At 40.3% G+C, this 15,299-nt stretch carries 17 protein-coding genes and 1 pseudogene; 16 read left to right on the top strand and 2 right to left on the bottom strand.

Annotated elements, in window-relative coordinates:
• Positions 1-105 precede the first annotated feature (105 nt).
• The 3 genes from R7P64_RS23805 to R7P64_RS23795 all read left to right on the top strand — a co-directional run bounded on the left by R7P64_RS23805 (position 106) and on the right by R7P64_RS23795 (position 2,699).
• Complete coding sequence (locus R7P64_RS23805; protein WP_318119316.1) at positions 106-624, top strand: DinB family protein; 519 nt, start codon at positions 106-108, stop codon at positions 622-624.
• 147 nt (positions 625-771) lie between these two features.
• Positions 772-1,434, top strand: a complete 663-nt coding sequence (locus R7P64_RS23800) for a hypothetical protein (RefSeq protein ID WP_047104415.1) — start codon at positions 772-774, stop codon at positions 1,432-1,434.
• A 152-nt stretch (positions 1,435-1,586) separates the two neighbouring features.
• Positions 1,587-2,699 carry a DUF4236 domain-containing protein gene (locus tag R7P64_RS23795; protein WP_318119289.1) on the top strand — a complete coding sequence of 371 codons (1,113 nt, stop codon included), beginning with the start codon at positions 1,587-1,589 and terminating at the stop codon, positions 2,697-2,699.
• 126 nt (positions 2,700-2,825) lie between these two features.
• Here R7P64_RS23795 and R7P64_RS23790 read toward each other — a convergent pair whose 3' ends face one another.
• Entirely contained in the window at positions 2,826-3,932 is a 1,107-nt protein-coding gene (locus tag R7P64_RS23790) for a hypothetical protein (RefSeq protein WP_193276728.1), read from the bottom strand.
• A gap of 324 nt (positions 3,933-4,256) precedes the next feature.
• Here R7P64_RS23790 and R7P64_RS23785 point away from each other — a divergent pair, with 324 nt between their 5' ends.
• Positions 4,257-4,751, top strand: coding sequence for a GNAT family N-acetyltransferase (locus tag R7P64_RS23785; protein ID WP_025768998.1), 495 nt, complete (start codon positions 4,257-4,259; stop codon positions 4,749-4,751).
• Between the two features lie 206 nt (positions 4,752-4,957).
• Here the strand turns inward: R7P64_RS23785 and R7P64_RS23780 are convergent.
• Positions 4,958-5,259 (bottom strand): annotated as a pseudogene (locus tag R7P64_RS23780) (hypothetical protein).
• Between the two features lie 248 nt (positions 5,260-5,507).
• On the opposite strand from R7P64_RS23780, the gene R7P64_RS23775 reads away from it, so the two are divergent.
• From R7P64_RS23775 to R7P64_RS23705, 12 genes are all read left to right on the top strand, one after another.
• Positions 5,508-6,359 (top strand): DUF2806 domain-containing protein, encoded by an 852-nt coding sequence (locus tag R7P64_RS23775; protein ID WP_318119288.1) that lies wholly within the window; start codon positions 5,508-5,510, stop codon positions 6,357-6,359.
• A 153-nt stretch (positions 6,360-6,512) separates the two neighbouring features.
• Positions 6,513-7,373 (top strand): FRG domain-containing protein, encoded by an 861-nt coding sequence (locus tag R7P64_RS23770; RefSeq protein ID WP_318119287.1) that lies wholly within the window; start codon positions 6,513-6,515, stop codon positions 7,371-7,373.
• Between the two features lie 711 nt (positions 7,374-8,084).
• Complete coding sequence (locus R7P64_RS23765; protein WP_411912791.1) at positions 8,085-8,360, top strand: hypothetical protein; 276 nt, start codon at positions 8,085-8,087, stop codon at positions 8,358-8,360.
• A 259-nt stretch (positions 8,361-8,619) separates the two neighbouring features.
• Entirely contained in the window at positions 8,620-9,060 is a 441-nt protein-coding gene (locus tag R7P64_RS23760; protein WP_025769022.1) for a T6SS effector amidase Tae4 family protein, read from the top strand.
• Positions 9,057-9,464 carry a hypothetical protein gene (locus tag R7P64_RS23755; RefSeq protein WP_025769021.1) on the top strand — a complete coding sequence of 136 codons (408 nt, stop codon included), beginning with the start codon at positions 9,057-9,059 and terminating at the stop codon, positions 9,462-9,464. Before R7P64_RS23760 ends, R7P64_RS23755 begins: the two co-directional genes overlap by 4 nt.
• Positions 9,465-9,614: 150 nt before the next feature.
• The gene (locus tag R7P64_RS23750; RefSeq protein WP_262580218.1) at positions 9,615-9,968 is read left to right on the top strand and encodes a VOC family protein; all 354 of its coding nucleotides are present in this window, start codon (positions 9,615-9,617) and stop codon (positions 9,966-9,968) included.
• A gap of 1,555 nt (positions 9,969-11,523) precedes the next feature.
• Positions 11,524-11,781 carry a type II toxin-antitoxin system Phd/YefM family antitoxin gene (locus tag R7P64_RS23735; RefSeq protein WP_005448240.1) on the top strand — a complete coding sequence of 86 codons (258 nt, stop codon included), beginning with the start codon at positions 11,524-11,526 and terminating at the stop codon, positions 11,779-11,781.
• Positions 11,769-12,071, top strand: a complete 303-nt coding sequence (locus R7P64_RS23730; RefSeq protein WP_025796191.1) for a type II toxin-antitoxin system RelE/ParE family toxin — start codon at positions 11,769-11,771, stop codon at positions 12,069-12,071. Before R7P64_RS23735 ends, R7P64_RS23730 begins: the two co-directional genes overlap by 13 nt.
• Before the next feature lie 687 nt (positions 12,072-12,758).
• Positions 12,759-13,151, top strand: coding sequence for a hypothetical protein (locus R7P64_RS23725; RefSeq protein WP_069491629.1), 393 nt, complete (start codon positions 12,759-12,761; stop codon positions 13,149-13,151).
• 146 nt (positions 13,152-13,297) lie between these two features.
• Positions 13,298-13,798, top strand: coding sequence for a flavodoxin family protein (locus R7P64_RS23720; protein ID WP_213886982.1), 501 nt, complete (start codon positions 13,298-13,300; stop codon positions 13,796-13,798).
• A 133-nt stretch (positions 13,799-13,931) separates the two neighbouring features.
• Positions 13,932-14,345 carry a hypothetical protein gene (locus R7P64_RS23710; RefSeq protein ID WP_053350691.1) on the top strand — a complete coding sequence of 138 codons (414 nt, stop codon included), beginning with the start codon at positions 13,932-13,934 and terminating at the stop codon, positions 14,343-14,345.
• Positions 14,346-14,488: 143 nt separating this feature from the next.
• Positions 14,489-15,115: an MFS transporter permease gene (locus R7P64_RS23705; RefSeq protein WP_213886980.1), complete on the top strand. Its 627-nt coding sequence runs from the start codon at positions 14,489-14,491 to the stop codon at positions 15,113-15,115.
• Positions 15,116-15,299: the final 184 nt, after the last annotated feature.

The raw sequence follows: 15,299 nt of genomic DNA, 5'->3' as shown, positions 1-15,299 counted from the left end.
CTATGCGTTGGTTTTAGTGTTTAAGGTGGTATGCGGTGGCTTCGGTATTGCGTTGCTCACACCTTAACAGGGCGTTAGGTGCAGCTTGAGCTCTTCAGCTCTCAAATGAACAACAATGGAGAAAAAATGGACTTTTCTAAGGCATTTCAATATAAAAAGTGGGCAAATAACGAATTGCTTGATATTGGAGAACGACAGTTCTCAATACTTCCAGAAAGTGATGCTACCTTTTTCGTTAGAATCTTAAACCATACAACAGTCGTTGATAGTCTCTTCATCAGTCGAATTATGGGTGAGCCTGAAAAATATAGTGGTGACAATACCGTTGAGACTCCAACAATATCGGAGCTTCGAGAGACAATGAATCAAAACGACTCATGGCTAGTTCAGTATGTGGGCGCTGCAACCAAAGAAGATCTAAAAAGAGTTGTTTCATTTAAGTTTATTGATGGTGACACAGGGCAGATGTCAATCGAAGAGATTCTGCTCCATTTGTTAACTCATGGCAGTAACCACCGTGGTATGGCATCTAGGGTACTAGCAGAAAACAATCTAGAGCGTCCTAAAGACACATTTACACGCTATCTTCATCAATTAGAGCCTTCAAGAAGAGTTGGGGGCTAGCACCTAACAAACAATTTAAGAGGGATTCCCAACGCTTGGCATTTTTGCTTCTACTTCAATTTTAGTGGTTACAGCACAGTGCTTTAGGTTGGGTGGTAGCGTTGCTCACCCCTTAATTGGGCGTTAGCTAGTAAAAGGAGTATTTCAGTGATTAAACGTAAAAGAGGCTTTTTTCGGGCGGTAACTCTATATGATATTGCCGTCGATGCTCGTGATCGCACAGAAGAACACCCAGAACAAGCTCTAGTTAGTTTGATATTTGCATTCAATGCATTGGAGGCATTTATTAATGAGACTGTTACTTGCTGCAAGGTGACAATGGGGGGCCGATTTGCAGAGCATGAGAAAACATTTTTCTCTGTGATGAACGAGCTTCAAAAAAATAAAGGATCTACTCAAAACAAATTTGAACTCGGGAAGTTGATATTAAGTGGCTCTGGTTGGGAGCGTGATAAAGCACCTTACCAAGACTTCGTGTTGCTGTTAAAAGTTCGGAATGAGTTGGTACACAGAAAGTCTGAGTACCATGAAGACACTTTAACCAAAGGCGCAGGCTTTCCTGAAAGAACCATAAAGGACCATCCTAAATTTTTTAAAGACTTAGAATCACGAAAGCTTTGTGACACCTCTGCTGTAGACGGCAGCTGGATCGATCTTATTCAAACTCCTGCTTTTTCAGCTTGGTGTTGTGATACAGCCCTTTCAATGACAAGTGAGTTTCTAACGAGTATTCAGGATGTACCGGATAGTAAATTGAAAGGCAGGATGCAAGAGATATTAGACTTCACCCAGCCTGAAGCTACTAGCTAACAAACTGTTTAAGAGTGATTCGCAACGCGTGGCATTTTCACTATGCGTTGCGTTTAGTGTTTAAGGTGGTATGCAGGAGCTTCGGTATTGCGTTGCTCACACCTTAACAGGGCGTTATGCCGCAAGAGTGTCAATTTAAGTTCGGAGAAGATATGGGACTCTACATAAGAAAGAGTATCAGCGTTGGTCCATTTCGTTTCAATTTGTCAAAATCTGGATTTGGCGTTTCAGCTGGTGTTAAAGGGCTGAGAGTAGGAACTGGTCCAAGAGGTAACTATGTCCGTATTGGAACAAATGGTATTTATTATCGTTCGACTATTCCGATTGGTTCTCAGGAACGAATTGTCGACAACACTATTCAGCCCAACTATCAAGAGTCCTTCGAAGCACCGACTCACGAACCACTGAAAGAAATTGAGTCAGCGCATGTTTCGCAGATCGTAGACTCTTCTTCGGCTGAGCTGCTAAAGGAGCTTAATGATAAACGGAAAAGGTCTAGTTCATGGCATTTTATTTTTATTCTATTTTTCGCTGTTGTTTTTGGAATTCATAATGCCGAACTCCCTAAATGGGTTGTCGCTTTGACTGCTGTGTTGGGGATTGTTTCTACTTGGGTTTGTTATACGAGAGACACGTTATCTAAGACAACGGTACTTTTCTATGACTTTGACTCCGAAATGGAACTTGCTTATGACAAGCTGTTTTCGGCAGCAGAACAAATGGCAAAAGCTAATAAATGTTGGCATATATCAGCCTCAGGCAAAGTCCTTGATAAAAAATATCATGCAGGTGCAAGCAATCTTATAGACCGAAAGCTGACATCGATTATGATCTCTGAACCGCCTCGATTAAAAACAAATGTGAAGACAGTTTCCATTGCAGTTGGTCGTCAAACATTACATTTCTTTCCTGACCGAGTGTTGGTCTATGACACTACAGGTGTCGGAGCTGTGAGTTATCAAGATTTGGTTGTGATGGTCGGAGATAAAAAATTTATCGAAGAAGAGTCAGTTCCTGCTGATGCATTGATCGTTGATAAAACGTGGAAATACGTAAATAAGTCCGGTGGACCAGACCGCAGGTTTAAAGATAACCATGAGCTACCAATTTGCCTATATCAGGAAATGTCATTCACAAGCCAATCAGGTCTTAATGAGCTAATTCAATTATCAACTCGAGGACCAGCGGAAAAGTTTGAAGCCTCTGTAAATTGTTTAGCAGCAGTTCTTCCAAGAGAAATTGATAGCGATAAAATTGCGGCTTAACAATCTGTTTAAGAGTGATTCGCAACGCGTGGCATTTTCATCATGCGTTGGTTTAAGTGATTAAGGTGGTATGCGGAAGCATCGGTATTGCGTTGCTCACACCTTAACAGGGCGTTATGCGATTCATCATGTCTCCGTTTCTTTGAAATAAGAACTGACGTTTTCATCTAAAAAGCTTTTGAATGCATCCATACAAAAATTATGTCTAGCTTCCGCGGACTTAGTTCTTTGTTGAGACTTCTTCATTTGATACACAAATAGCAATGCTGCATCCTCTGGAGAATCCTTTCCAGACTCAAATTTTCCTCCATTGTGTACAGAGCCAAGGCGTCGACTTAAAGACTTGAATAAATCTTTGTCATAAGTGATTGCTGACGTGATAGCAATAGAGTTACTGGAGCATTGAGATGTTAAGTCAGCCATAGATAACAGTTCTATATCAGCGAGCCCCATTAAATCTCCTTTACTCTTAATTTTGAATAGCTTAGATAGCCCATCCTTATCTCTATTCATCATGTTGCGAGCTTTCGGTTGCTTCTTGTTCTGATCAAACATTCGTTTTTCCACGAAGTTCATCAACGCCCATTTAACGTAAAATGGACTTAAATAATATAGCTTAATTTCTGGTATAAGGTTTTCAGCAACAGCCATTGGGATTGATATAGAGCCATCCTCACGATCAAAACTCATAGTCCAATTTTGTGCTGCTAATTTTTCTACAGCCTTTTTAATGTTATTGGAATCTTTGTCAATTAATTTAGTTACGTTTTTCAGTTCTTTGTAATTTCTAAAGCCTATCGTGTTAGTGGAAATGCCAAGTTTAATAGCAGCTTCTTCTACGATAGACATTGCGTTGTTATACTGAGAAATATTAGAAATTGGTTTTTGATTATTCAATTCATACAAAACAGTCGGTGTTATACACAGAGAAATAGTAGCTCCAGCGTAGTCTTCCAAAAAGTAGAGTATTGAACTTGTTGCGATATATCTTATTTCTCTAAAGCGATTCTCATTTGAAGACAAAATATCCTGAATTATATTTGTATCTAAAATGATTGAAAATCGATTAGAGGACATTAGATACTCATTAAGTAAAGAGTGTAATTGAAACAAAGATTCAATGAATGTCTCTTTTTCTTTTTCAGATGCACTTTCTAAAAATCTTTTCAATAAGCTTTCTCTCTTAGCTTGACTTATTAAAACTTGATTTTCAAAATCACTCGTTATGCGCATCGCAAACACTTTTTGATCGCTTGTACTTTGTTTATTACTAGATTTGAAAATAATACCACCTCTGCCTTTAGGCTAGATTTAGTTAAAAGTTTTGTTGCATATCACTCCAGTAATGTGGCGTGAACTTTGACTTTTCAATAGATTTATAACTGAATAACTTAGATATGTGCGCAAGATCGCATAACAAAGCGTTTAAGGCAGATTCGCAACGCTTGGCAGTTTAGGTTTGAATCAGCTTTAGTGTTTACGGCACAATGGTTTAATAAAGGTGGTAGCGTTGCTCACTACTTAACGCGGCGTTATGTGCTTTAGAGGAAAATAGAAATGGAAGTAGTAGAAGCTAGCCCTGACTTGGCTCCAATGTTAGCTAGTTATGCGAAAGAATGCTTCAACTCGGGTATCCCAAAGTATTCAGATGTTGAGTTAAACCCTGAAGCTTATTTGTCGGGTTTGGTTGAGCGCTCTAAGGCAACCTCCGAATTACCAAACGGATATTTACCAAGTACAACGTACTACTGCATTTCGAACTCTGAAATCTTAGGTGCTATTCGAGTCCGTACAGGGACGAATGCGAACGTAGAGAATGTAATAGGGCACATTGGTTACGAGACTAGACCATCAGCTCGTGGCAAAGGCATTGCTTCGTTTCTTCTAGCTTGGGTACGTGATCATGTGGTAACTGACTCGGTTATTGTTACCTGTTCAATTGATAACCCAGCATCTCAAAAGGTTATAGAAAACTGCGGTGGCGTATATTTGGGTAACTATACAGACGATAATGAGGGTACAGTAAGGCGCTATCGTTTAGCACGCACATAACAAACAATTTAAGAGTGATTCAGCACGCTTGGCATTTTCGGTTTGGGTCAAGTTTAGTGATTAAGGTGTTTAAATTGAGTTTCGTGGTCGCGTGCTTCACACCTTAATTGGGCGTTAGTCGCCAGAAAAAACTAGCAATCAAAATCATGTTTCTGAGCTTAAAATTTAGCAGCAGTTTGTTTGGAACACAGATTCATCATCGATCATTAGAACTTAGTTTTAGCTGTTTTGAGTCCAAAATTTTGCAAGTGTCCTAGCGGTTGTTTTGTTCTTTGGTGCTGACAGTACAGGGCAATCGAGAGTCTATTTTTGCTTGCAACTCCGCTCGGTGACTTTGTTGGTACAAAAGCCGATTTACTCGCTGAAGTGATTTTTTCTCTGGTGTGGTAAGTTCCACGTGGTTTCAGTGACTTTGTTGAAAGTCCGCACTGTGAGATTGGCTTTCCAAAAGCGCTTTTGGTGTTGTCAGTCCGTTTTCTACGACGTTGTTTGTTCTAAGTGGTTTCATTGAGTAGCCGCTTTGAGACTACGCCTGACTTAAATGCATCAAAGCACATAAAGTTTGTTGTTCGCAAAGTTTAGTTCGGCTTAAAATTGTCGCTCGGTGCCTCGCGACTAACAAACTGCTCAAGAGGGATTCGCAACGCGTGGCATTTTTGCTATGCGTTGAATTTAGTGATTATGGTGGTGTGCGGCGGCTTCGGTATTGCGTTGCTCACCCCTTAGCAGGGCGTTAGGCAAATAAAGGAGGCATTTGTGTCAGATAGTAATTCTGTTATAAATTTTGGTGACTTGGCTAAACCAGCAACAGTGTTGATTGAAAAAGTTTCGAATGCCGTTGGTGTACTTTATGAGCCAAGACGCATTCGTAAGAAAGCTGAAGCTGAAGCTGAGAAAATAAAGGCACTTGCTGGTATAGAGCTAAATGAAATTCAGCAAAGAGGTATTGAGAGATTTGTTCAACAAGAAGCTCGTAAACAAGCAAATGTTGAATCAATTACAGCGCAGGCAGCTTCTCAGTTAGATGCATCCGCTAAAACTGAAAATTTAGAAGAGGATTGGATTGCCCATTTCTTTGATAAGTGCGACAAAGTTTCAGACGAAGATATGCAATCGTTATGGTCAAACTTACTGGTTAGGGAAGCCACAACTCCAGGTACATACTCAAAAAGAACGGTAGATTTTGTTGCTTCTATGGACAAACAAGATGCAGAGTTATTCACCAAATTCTGTCAGTTTGTATGGATGATAGGTGAGCCAACCCCGTTGATATTTGACTTCGGAAATGATGTTTATACAAAGCAAGGTATCACTTTTGAGGTTCTGAAACACCTCGATACTATAGGTTTAATTTCATTTGAGTCTGTATCTAGTTATCGTCGGACACACCTACCTAAGCGAACAGTTTTCTTCTACTTTGGGCGACCAACTTTGTTTGCGTTTAAGAACGACAACGACAACGAATTTCAACTAGGAAAGGTTCTATTGACTCAGGCTGGGCGTGAGCTTGTAAGTGTTTGTGGCGCAAATAGAAGTCAGGAGTTCTACGAATATTCGATATCTGAGCTGCATAAACAAGGCATAACTCTGGCAAGTCTATTTGCCTAACAAACTGTTTAAGAGTGATTCGCAACGCGTGGCATTTTTACTATGCGTTGTGTCTAGTGTTTAAGGTGGTATGCGGCGGCTTTGGTATTGCGTTGCTCACACCTTAACAGGGCGTTATATGTCATTGTAGTTAATCAAAAATATTGGAGTATTATGCCTCTAAGTAAATTAACGATTCCCGATACCGAAAGGGTAATTGAAAAAGGTAGCAATAGAGAAGTTATTCATGTGAATGACCCTCATGCATTAGTAAAGGTTGCTGGATATTTGAAGTTTAGTCATGCTTTAACTGACAAAAGTGAAGGCATTTACTTCAGAGGAGAAAGGAAAATTTACGGTTCTCTATCTCCCACAATATTTAGAAATGTCCATCAATCAAAATCAAAAGAGAATCGGATCGTTTCTGTTCGTAATGCTCTCAAGGAATTTAATGATAAGTGTCACATTTTTCAAGGCTTTGGAGAGTATGCTCATGAGCCATTGATTCAACATTACGGCGTTCATACTACATGGGTTGATCTTGTAGATAATTTTTGGATAGCGTTATGGTTTGCGTGCCATCGAGCTAAAGGTGCCGGTGAGTGTGGGCAATATCTGCATTTTGAGAGGCGTATACCCTCAGAAGAAGATAAATATGCTTATGTTGTGTTAGTCGGTGTGGATATTCAGAGGCGAGATAAATTTAAGCCGGGTTATTTCCACGGTCCTAACACTGAGATGGTTGATTTACGTATGGCTGCACCATCTGTTTTCTTACGTCCGCACGCACAGCACGGTTTGCTTTTCAGATGTAAAGGTGTCAACAACGAGCGTCCAAATGATTACTCTAAACAAATTAGAGGGATTGTTAGGGTTAAGTTGTCCGACGCTCTTGATTGGTTGGGCGACGGCAAAATGGTTGGAACCCATTCTCTATTCCCGCCTCCGTTCTATGATAGTGGCTACCGTATTCTCATTGAAAGTGGAGCCAAAATCGATAAGCACATTGGTAGTATTGGTCTAGTGGGAGCTTAGACATATAACAATCTGTTTAAGAGTGATTCGCAACGCTTGGCATTTTTGCTATGCGTTGCGTTTAGTGTTTAAGGTGGTATGCGGTAGCTTCGGTATTGCGTTGCTCACACCTTAACAGGGCGTTAGCTTACAGTCTGAAAAATCAAACTCATATAGCTGATGTTAGGTAGGGCATATCGTCAAAACGAGCGCTCTGATTGGCAAATATTTTGGTTGTATCAGCGGTAGTAAGTAACATTTTTTAGCGGTAATTCTTACTCTGTGCGGTCATAGTGTTGCTTGGTCTTGGTTTGTTGGTGGTAATTTAAGTTCCGCCTCTATTTCATTCATGGCTAAGTTTTTCACGTGAAAGCAGCAAATCCAATGCGAGCATTGGTGGGTGAAGTTCCGTGAGTCTCCACGCTCGGCGGTTTTGGCAAAACTCAAGTTAATACTAAGCTCATCACCTGAAGTTCTCGGCTATGTTTATAATCTGGACTTCACGTTTAATGTCAAAATAAGTTGTTGTTTTAGTTTGGAATGCTCGGAGAATAGTAAGCTAACAAAGCGTTTAAGGCAGATTCGCAACGCGTGGCATTTTTGGTTTTAATTGACTTTAGTGTTTACGGCACAATAGTTTAAGTTAGGTGGTAACGTTGCTTACTACTTAACGCGGCGTTAGTTGCTAAGGCGAAAAACGCGGCTAAAGCAGAATGTTTAGGGCTAATGTTCGTGCATTTCTGGTTCGGTTTTGTATTTCAAATTTTAGTCTTTCAGGATTGTGCAAATCAGGCTTTGTTTTTTGTGATCGGACTTTCCGTTTTAGAAGCCAAGTCATTTGTTGAGAGTCTGCTCTGTGATATTGTCTTCTCAAATGAGCTTTTTGGTGTTGTTAGGGTGTATTCAACGGCGCTGTTTGTTCCAAGTGGTTTCAGTAACAGGCGCTTTGAAACTGCGCCTGATTTGAGTTTCTCAATACACGTCAAGTTAGTGTTGGCGAAGCGGTAATCAACTTCAAATTAAAGCCTTAAGTTTGTCAACTAACAAAGCATTCAAGAGGGATTCACAACGCTTAGCGGTTTCGGTTTGAATTGGCTTTAGTGTTTACGGCACAATGGTTTAGGTTGGGTGGTTTGCGTTGTTCACCCCTTAATGCGGCGTTATGTATCCGAGTTTCGAAAGAATGATCGCACTATTCAATATGAAACAGGTTTGATTGTTTTGAGTGTGTTAGAGTACTTTTTTTTGTTTCAGTGAGGTACGTACAGTGTCAGTAATTCAATTTGCCAAGTTATGGAAAAACCATCCATACCCAAAATCTCCTTGTGATAGGGCTCATTTTCCTAATCAGTGTGCTATTCGTATGGGGGTTGCTCTGGAGGAAACAGGTATCGACACTTCAACTTTTGACCAAAAATATCCTAATAGGCGCTGCTACCCTGGCTTTAAACATAGTCCGAGACACATTTTAGCAGCCCAAGAGTTAGCAAATTGGATCTCTGTTAACCCTAATATATTTGGAAATAAAGAGCTTATTAAAGATCAAAGAGAAAAATCATTAATTGGTCGGAGAGGGATTATCTTTATCAGGAATGGGTGGGGTAGTACCGATCACATTGACGTTTGGGATGGCGAGCATATGAAGGGAGGCGCCCCTGATTGGATTAATCTTGGTGATGAAGTTTGGTTTTGGGAGATAAAACAGTGAAACAAATAACTGCGCTACTTTTATCGTTTGTTAGTTTTTCTTCGTTAGCATTTAATCTGTCAGTTAACAATGGATCATCTTGTACTTTGTTTGAAGAGTCTACCATTTTTGAAACAAAACTAACTTCTCCATGTAATTGGGCAGTTAATGCTCAAGGTGATTTACAGACACTCAGTGTAAAAGGTAACAAAGTAGCCATTCTTCTAGGTCAACCTATATCTTCTAATCAAGCTGAAAAATGGGGGGTAAGTGTCGAACAGAACTGTTCTCTTGAATCTGTTGGTGTAATGATTGATGAGGTTTCAAAAGTAATCGCGGTCAGTAAGCCGCTTGAAGGGGCATTGTTGTGCCCGGTTCTTCCTATAGATCATGTGTTTTTCAAAAGCTACAATTGGTCTCTCTAGCCGCTATACATAACAAAGCATTTAAGAGTGATTCCCAACGCTTGGCATTTTCAGTTCAAGGTTGGGTTTCGTGTTTTTTGGCGCAATGGTTTAGGTTCGTAGTAGCGTTGCTCACACCTTAATGCGGCGTTATGTGGTTGGAGAGAAATTATGAATCCATCAGCGGTTCTTGTTCATGTCCCAGATGTAGCGAAAGGGCTTGAATGGTATAAGAAAGCTTTTCCAGAAGCCGTTCCGGTTTACCATCCTGACTTTGACTTCACGGCGCTTGATCTAAATGGTTTCTCCCTAGAAATAGTCCAAGCAGATAAAAAGGTTGGTGCTGGTAAAAGTGGCACAGTTGTTTACTGGTCAGTAGATAACTTATGTGTTGCACTGGCTCATTTTCAAAAGCTAGGTGCGCGCCTTTATCGCGGACCAATGGAAATTGAAGATGGTCTTTCAATGTGCCAAGTTGAGGATCCATTTGGAAACTTAATAGAACTACGTGGGAAAACCACATAACAAATTGTTCAAGAGGGATTCGCAACGCGTGGCATTTTTACTATGCGTTGGTTTTAGTGTTTAAGGTGGCATGCGGCGGCATCGGTATTGCGTTGCTCACCCCTTAACAAGGCGTTAGGCGACATGAGACAAACGATAGAGTAGTGATAGTATCTTGGGGTGCATCTAGCTTCAGTTAACGGAAAAGGAACGGGTTAATGAATGGTAAAGCATTTGATAATTGGCAAAATCGCGAAAGAAAGGGTGTTTAAATTGGCTTTTCAGAACCACTTTCGTCACAGCCATTTTGTACATGATTTTTAATGTTATTTTCCTTTATCCATCTTCAGATGCGCCAAGCATTACGATTTTCTTATCGAATAATGCTCTTAATTACTCAATTTACACGATCGGGGTGTTTTTCGCATTTTGGGCTATTTGGCTATACAACGAGTCTTCGTATGAGAAAGAAGTTAAACGTAGAAATGTCGCCTAACAAACTGTTCAAGAGGGATTCGCAACGCGTGGCATTTTTACTATGCGTTGGTTTTGGTGATTAAGGTGGTATGCGCGGCTTTTGTATTGCGTTGCTCACCCCTTAACAGGGCGTTATGACACGACGGTCATCACAGGTTGGATGTACAGTGATAACAAACAAGTATGATTCTAATTGATGGGCTTGGGTGAAAGGCGACAAAAAGGGCGAATATTGGTTATATCCATGCTAACCTTGAGGCGCTTTCGCGATCCTTAATATGGCGCGCAATTCAAGAGATCGCGCTAGCGCTACTCAAGGTAGTGCAATAACAAATACTTCGTCTTCGATTTCTTGCCTATTTACTCTAACTCATTGTATTAAAGTTATATTTTACTTAAATTTGAGTGACATTGGTCGTGACATAACAAGGCATTCAAGCAGATTCGAGCCTATGTGATTTTCTCGGAATGCATGGAGTTGTGTTGGCAAAAGTATTATGCGTTCGAGAGTCTTGAAGCGGCTCTCACAGCTTAACGCGCGCGTTAGTTGCCAACGAGGAAAAACGCAGCTAAAACAAAATGTTTAGGGCTAAGATCCGGTGTTTTTGGCTCGGTTTTGTATTCCAAATTTTAGTCTTTTAGGTTTGAGCAAATCAGGCTTTGGTTTTTTGTGGTCGGACTTTCTGTTTCAGAAGCCGATTCACTTGTTGAGAGTCAGCTCTGTGATATTGTCTTTTCAAATGAGCTTTTTGGTGTTGTTAGGCTGTATTCTACGGCGCTGTTTGTTCCAAGTGGTTTCAGTGACAGGCGCTTTGAAACTACGCCTGATTAGAGTTTTTCAAAACACACAAAGACAGTGTTGGCAAAGCGGCAATCAATTTCAAATCAAAGCTTTAGGTTTGGCAACTAACAAAGCATTCAAGAGGGATTCACAACGCTTGGCAGTTTTGGTTTGAATCAGCTTTAGTGTTTACGGCACAATAGCTTAGGTTGGGTGGTGGCGTTGTTCACCCCTTAATGCGGCGTTAGCCGTCATGGAGCTTGCTATACTCAAAGTGATAGAATAGTATCACTTTAGTATTCCTTTGGAGCAGCTCTCATGAAAGTAGAACTAGTTACATCACTTAAACGTCAAGCAACTAAGATCCTCGCCGATCTCCATGACACTAAAGAACCCGTGTTAATTACTGAGCATGGTAAGCCATCTGCGTATCTCGTTGATGTTGATGACTATGAATTTATGCAAAATCGTTTAGCTATTCTTGAGGGTATTGCAAGAGGTGAGCGTGCGTTAGCTGACGGTAAAGTGGTAAGTCACGATGAAGCCAAGGACAAAATGTCAAAATGGCTGAAGTAATCTGGACTGAACCAGCGTTATCTGACCTCAATGATATCGCTGAATATATCGCACTTGAAAATATCGTAGCTGCAAAGCAGTTAGTACAAACGATCTTCTCCAAAGTCGAACGCCTACAAACTTTCCCGGAGTCAGGTCGTATTCCACCCGAGCTAGAACATTTAAGTTATCGTGAAGTTGTCGTTAATCCATGTCGTGTTTTCTATAAACAAGACGGTGACAAAGTGTTTATTCTGTTTGTTATGCGTGCAGAGAGAGATTTGCGTAAGTTCCTGTTGAGTAAGCAGTAACCTTTGGGAATGAGCGGCTAACAAACTGTTTAAGAGTGATTCGCAACGCGTGGCATTTTTACTATGCGTTGGTTTAGGTGATTAAGGTGTTATGCGGCGGCATCGGTATTGCGTTGCTCACACCTTAACAGGGCGTTATGAGGCAAGGAAATGTGAGCGATAAAAATATCAGTGGTCACATCTTTAGCAATAACAATAATGTTAATTGGCTTTTTTGTTTATCAGTATACAGTCGTAGAAAATCAGAGGTTTATAAGCGGTATTGAAGGAGCGGGTTTAGAAGTAATTTATTACCTTCTAATAACGGTGTTCTTTTTTGTAATCGGATTAGTTAGCTTTATACCATCAATTTCTTCAATGTTTATTGAAAAAAACCTAGGAAACAAGATATTACCAATATCAATTTCTATCGGAAGCATAGTTATTTGCTTAGGCATGGTAAATTACTTACTTATGCCATTAATTTTTCAATTAAGGAGTGGCTAAGTAAGCCTCATAACAAAGCGTTTAAGACGGATTCTCAACGCTTGGCGGTTTCAGTTCAAGTTGAATTTAGTGGTTAAAGTACAATGGGTTAGGCATGGCGGTTGGCGTTGTTCACCACTTAACGCGGCGTTAGCAATATAAAGCAAAAGTTCCGGTCTTTTACTAATCTTTATGACGATAAATTGGTTAGGAGACAGAGTAATGGAACGTGAATCTACAGCGTCAAAACAAGAGTTTATCAATGCGTTGATCAAACTAAGAGATAAAAGTCGGTTTCGAGATACGACTAGTTATTTGGAAATGCTGCGTGCGCAGGCAAAGTCCGACAATCAGACAATAACAGCAACTAAGTTAGCCGAAGTGGTTGGTTTCCCAAATTACAATACTGCAAATTTAAAGTATGGAACTTTGGGGCATGAATTGGCAGAAGTGCTAAATTATGAACCACCAAAAAGAAACGATGGCAGCACAATGTGGTTCTGGACAATCTCAACTGGAAATCCAGCTTCTGAAGATACTCAAGATGGACACTATGAATTCGTAATGCGCCCAGAGTTGTATGAGGCTTTAGTAGAGATTAAGTGGGTGCGTTAGACATATTGCTAACAAACTGTTTAAGAGTGATTCGCAACGCGTGGCATTTTTACTATGCGTTGCGTTTAGTGTTTAAGGTGGTTTGCGGCGGCTTCGGTATTGCGTTGCTCACACCTTAACAGGGCGTTATGTAACATGGAGGCTCGATGAAAATCGCAGTCATATTAGGTACTTCAAAATCTGACGGTAATACGCGAAAACTAGTCGAATCATTCGTAGAGCAGTCAGATGCAAAACTGTTTGATCTATCTGATTTCGATATCAGTTTTTACGACTATGAGCATGAAAATAGCAACGATGATTTTCTTCCAATTATTCATCAGCTACTCCGTTTTGATCATCTGGTGTTTGCTTCGCCAGTTTATTGGTACTCAATGTCAGCACAGCTAAAAGTTTTCTTTGACCGATTATCCGACCTTCTAACAATCGAAAAAGAGCTGGGACGCAAGCTGAAAGGTAAATCTATTTCAGTGTTATCTACTGGCTACAACTTAGACTTGCCTGCATGTTTTGTACAACCATTTGAACTGACTGCGAGTTATATGCAGTTAGAGTTTAAAGGATGTGAATACCTTGCTGTACAATCAGAATCAGATTTGGGTAAAGTTACCAGTAGTGCAGTGCAAGCTATTGAAAATGTTACATAACAGACAGTTCAAGAGGGATTCAGCACGTGTGGCATTTTTGGTATGCGGTGGTTTCGGTGTTGAAGTACCATGCGGTAACATTGGTATTGCGTGCTTCACCCCTTAACTGGGCGTTATGTGTTTCAGAGGTAATATGGAATATCTTCACTTAAAAAAAGATGCTTCACATATTCCCGTACTCCAGGTTGGGAAGTTTCGCTGCATAATTGTGGCTGAGGAAGCAGTAGCTGAAAGTTGGCAATCGAAATTGAGTTCTTGGCTAGTCGAGGGTGGTTGCTTATATGCTTTAGCTTGGGGTGTTAATGCCAGTTCTTGGGATACATCTATAGATATAGCTAATATCACTTACGTCGGAGGTAGCGATTTGAATGATGCAAATTTGGTTGTAACAACTTGGCACGATGATGAGCCGCTGTCAGAAGTCTTTTGGTTTGCAAAACATTTAGCATTACATCCTTACTATGAACTTAGAGATACTGTAGTTGTTCATATCTCTAGCGGTGAGCCTCGCAAACAAGAGTTCGTCGAACTTTTAAAAAACGCATAACAAATTGTTCAAGAGTGATTCGGCACGCGTGGCATTTTTACTATGCGTTGGTTTTAGTGGTTAATGTGGTATGCGGAGACTTAGGTATTGCGTGCCTCACACCTTAACAAGGCGTTATAAGAATCAGAAATATTGAGGTAGCTGTGATAGAAAAAATCCCATCATGGGCTGTGTTAAAATCAGTAGAAGATGTGAGATTAGTAAAGTCAACATATGTATGGTTAGTCGTTGTTCCGATCGCGGTTAAACTCCTTTCAAAGTTAGGAGATACAGTAACTATCACAGTTGCAGGGCAGCCGTTAACCTTTGATTTAGTTTTGCCTTTTTCTTGGCAATTATTTTACTTGTCAGCTCTAAGTTTTGTTTTAGGAAATGTCGTATTTTTATGCTTTGCTCCGTCAATAGCGAAAGAATTTCGAAATTATGGTGACTTTCAATCTCAAGGGAAGCTAAGGCATGATATCAGTAATTATAAGGCTGCGGATCAAGCAAAAACTGATAGACGAGTAAAGCAGCTTGTAAATGCTGCACAATTTAGCCATAAACGAACCTTTACCGAAGAAGAAAACCCAAACGCATTTTATAGTGCGACACAGCAAGAAAAAAGTGAGTTTTGGGCAGTTTTTAATGAACGCATTGCTATAAATAAAAGTGCTCGCGCAGTTTGTTCATTCTTTTACTTAATTGGCTTTGTTCTGTTTTTAGGTGTAATGACACAAAATATCATTTGGACCCTGAACGAAATGGCTCAACTGTGGCAATTCTTATAACAAACTGTTTAAGAGTGATTCGCAACGCTTGGCATTTTTACTATGCGTTGCGTTTAGTGTTTAAGGTGGTATGCGGTGGCTTGGGGATAGCGTTGCTCACACCTTAACAGGGCGTTATAAAGATAGAGGAACATGTTAAGTGACAGAAACAATAATGGCTTACCTTGATGCAGGAAACTATGGT

Source organism: Vibrio sp. 2304 (assembly GCF_033339475.1).
Taxonomy (GTDB): domain Bacteria; phylum Pseudomonadota; class Gammaproteobacteria; order Enterobacterales; family Vibrionaceae; genus Vibrio; species Vibrio alginolyticus.
Note: the sequence above shows the minus strand (reverse complement) of the source record. Positions and strands in the feature narration are given on the sequence as shown.

Bases quoted from the DNA above. Each gene is read 5' to 3' on its own strand.
- R7P64_RS23795 (WP_318119289.1), top strand. From the start codon at position 1,587: ATGGGACTCTACATAAGAAAGAGTATCAGCGTTGGTCCATTTCGTTTC.
- R7P64_RS23790 (WP_193276728.1), bottom strand. From the start codon at position 3,932: ATGCGCATAACGAGTGATTTTGAAAATCAAGTTTTAATAAGTCAAGCT.
- R7P64_RS23805 (WP_318119316.1), top strand. From the start codon at position 106: ATGAACAACAATGGAGAAAAAATGGACTTTTCTAAGGCATTTCAATAT.
- R7P64_RS23730 (WP_025796191.1), top strand. From the start codon at position 11,769: ATGGCTGAAGTAATCTGGACTGAACCAGCGTTATCTGACCTCAATGAT.
- R7P64_RS23725 (WP_069491629.1), top strand. From the start codon at position 12,759: ATGGAACGTGAATCTACAGCGTCAAAACAAGAGTTTATCAATGCGTTG.
- R7P64_RS23785 (WP_025768998.1), top strand. From the start codon at position 4,257: ATGGAAGTAGTAGAAGCTAGCCCTGACTTGGCTCCAATGTTAGCTAGT.
- R7P64_RS23720 (WP_213886982.1), top strand. From the start codon at position 13,298: ATGAAAATCGCAGTCATATTAGGTACTTCAAAATCTGACGGTAATACG.
- R7P64_RS23770 (WP_318119287.1), top strand. From the start codon at position 6,513: ATGCCTCTAAGTAAATTAACGATTCCCGATACCGAAAGGGTAATTGAA.
- R7P64_RS23710 (WP_053350691.1), top strand. From the start codon at position 13,932: ATGGAATATCTTCACTTAAAAAAAGATGCTTCACATATTCCCGTACTC.
- R7P64_RS23735 (WP_005448240.1), top strand. From the start codon at position 11,524: ATGAAAGTAGAACTAGTTACATCACTTAAACGTCAAGCAACTAAGATC.
- R7P64_RS23750 (WP_262580218.1), top strand. From the start codon at position 9,615: ATGAATCCATCAGCGGTTCTTGTTCATGTCCCAGATGTAGCGAAAGGG.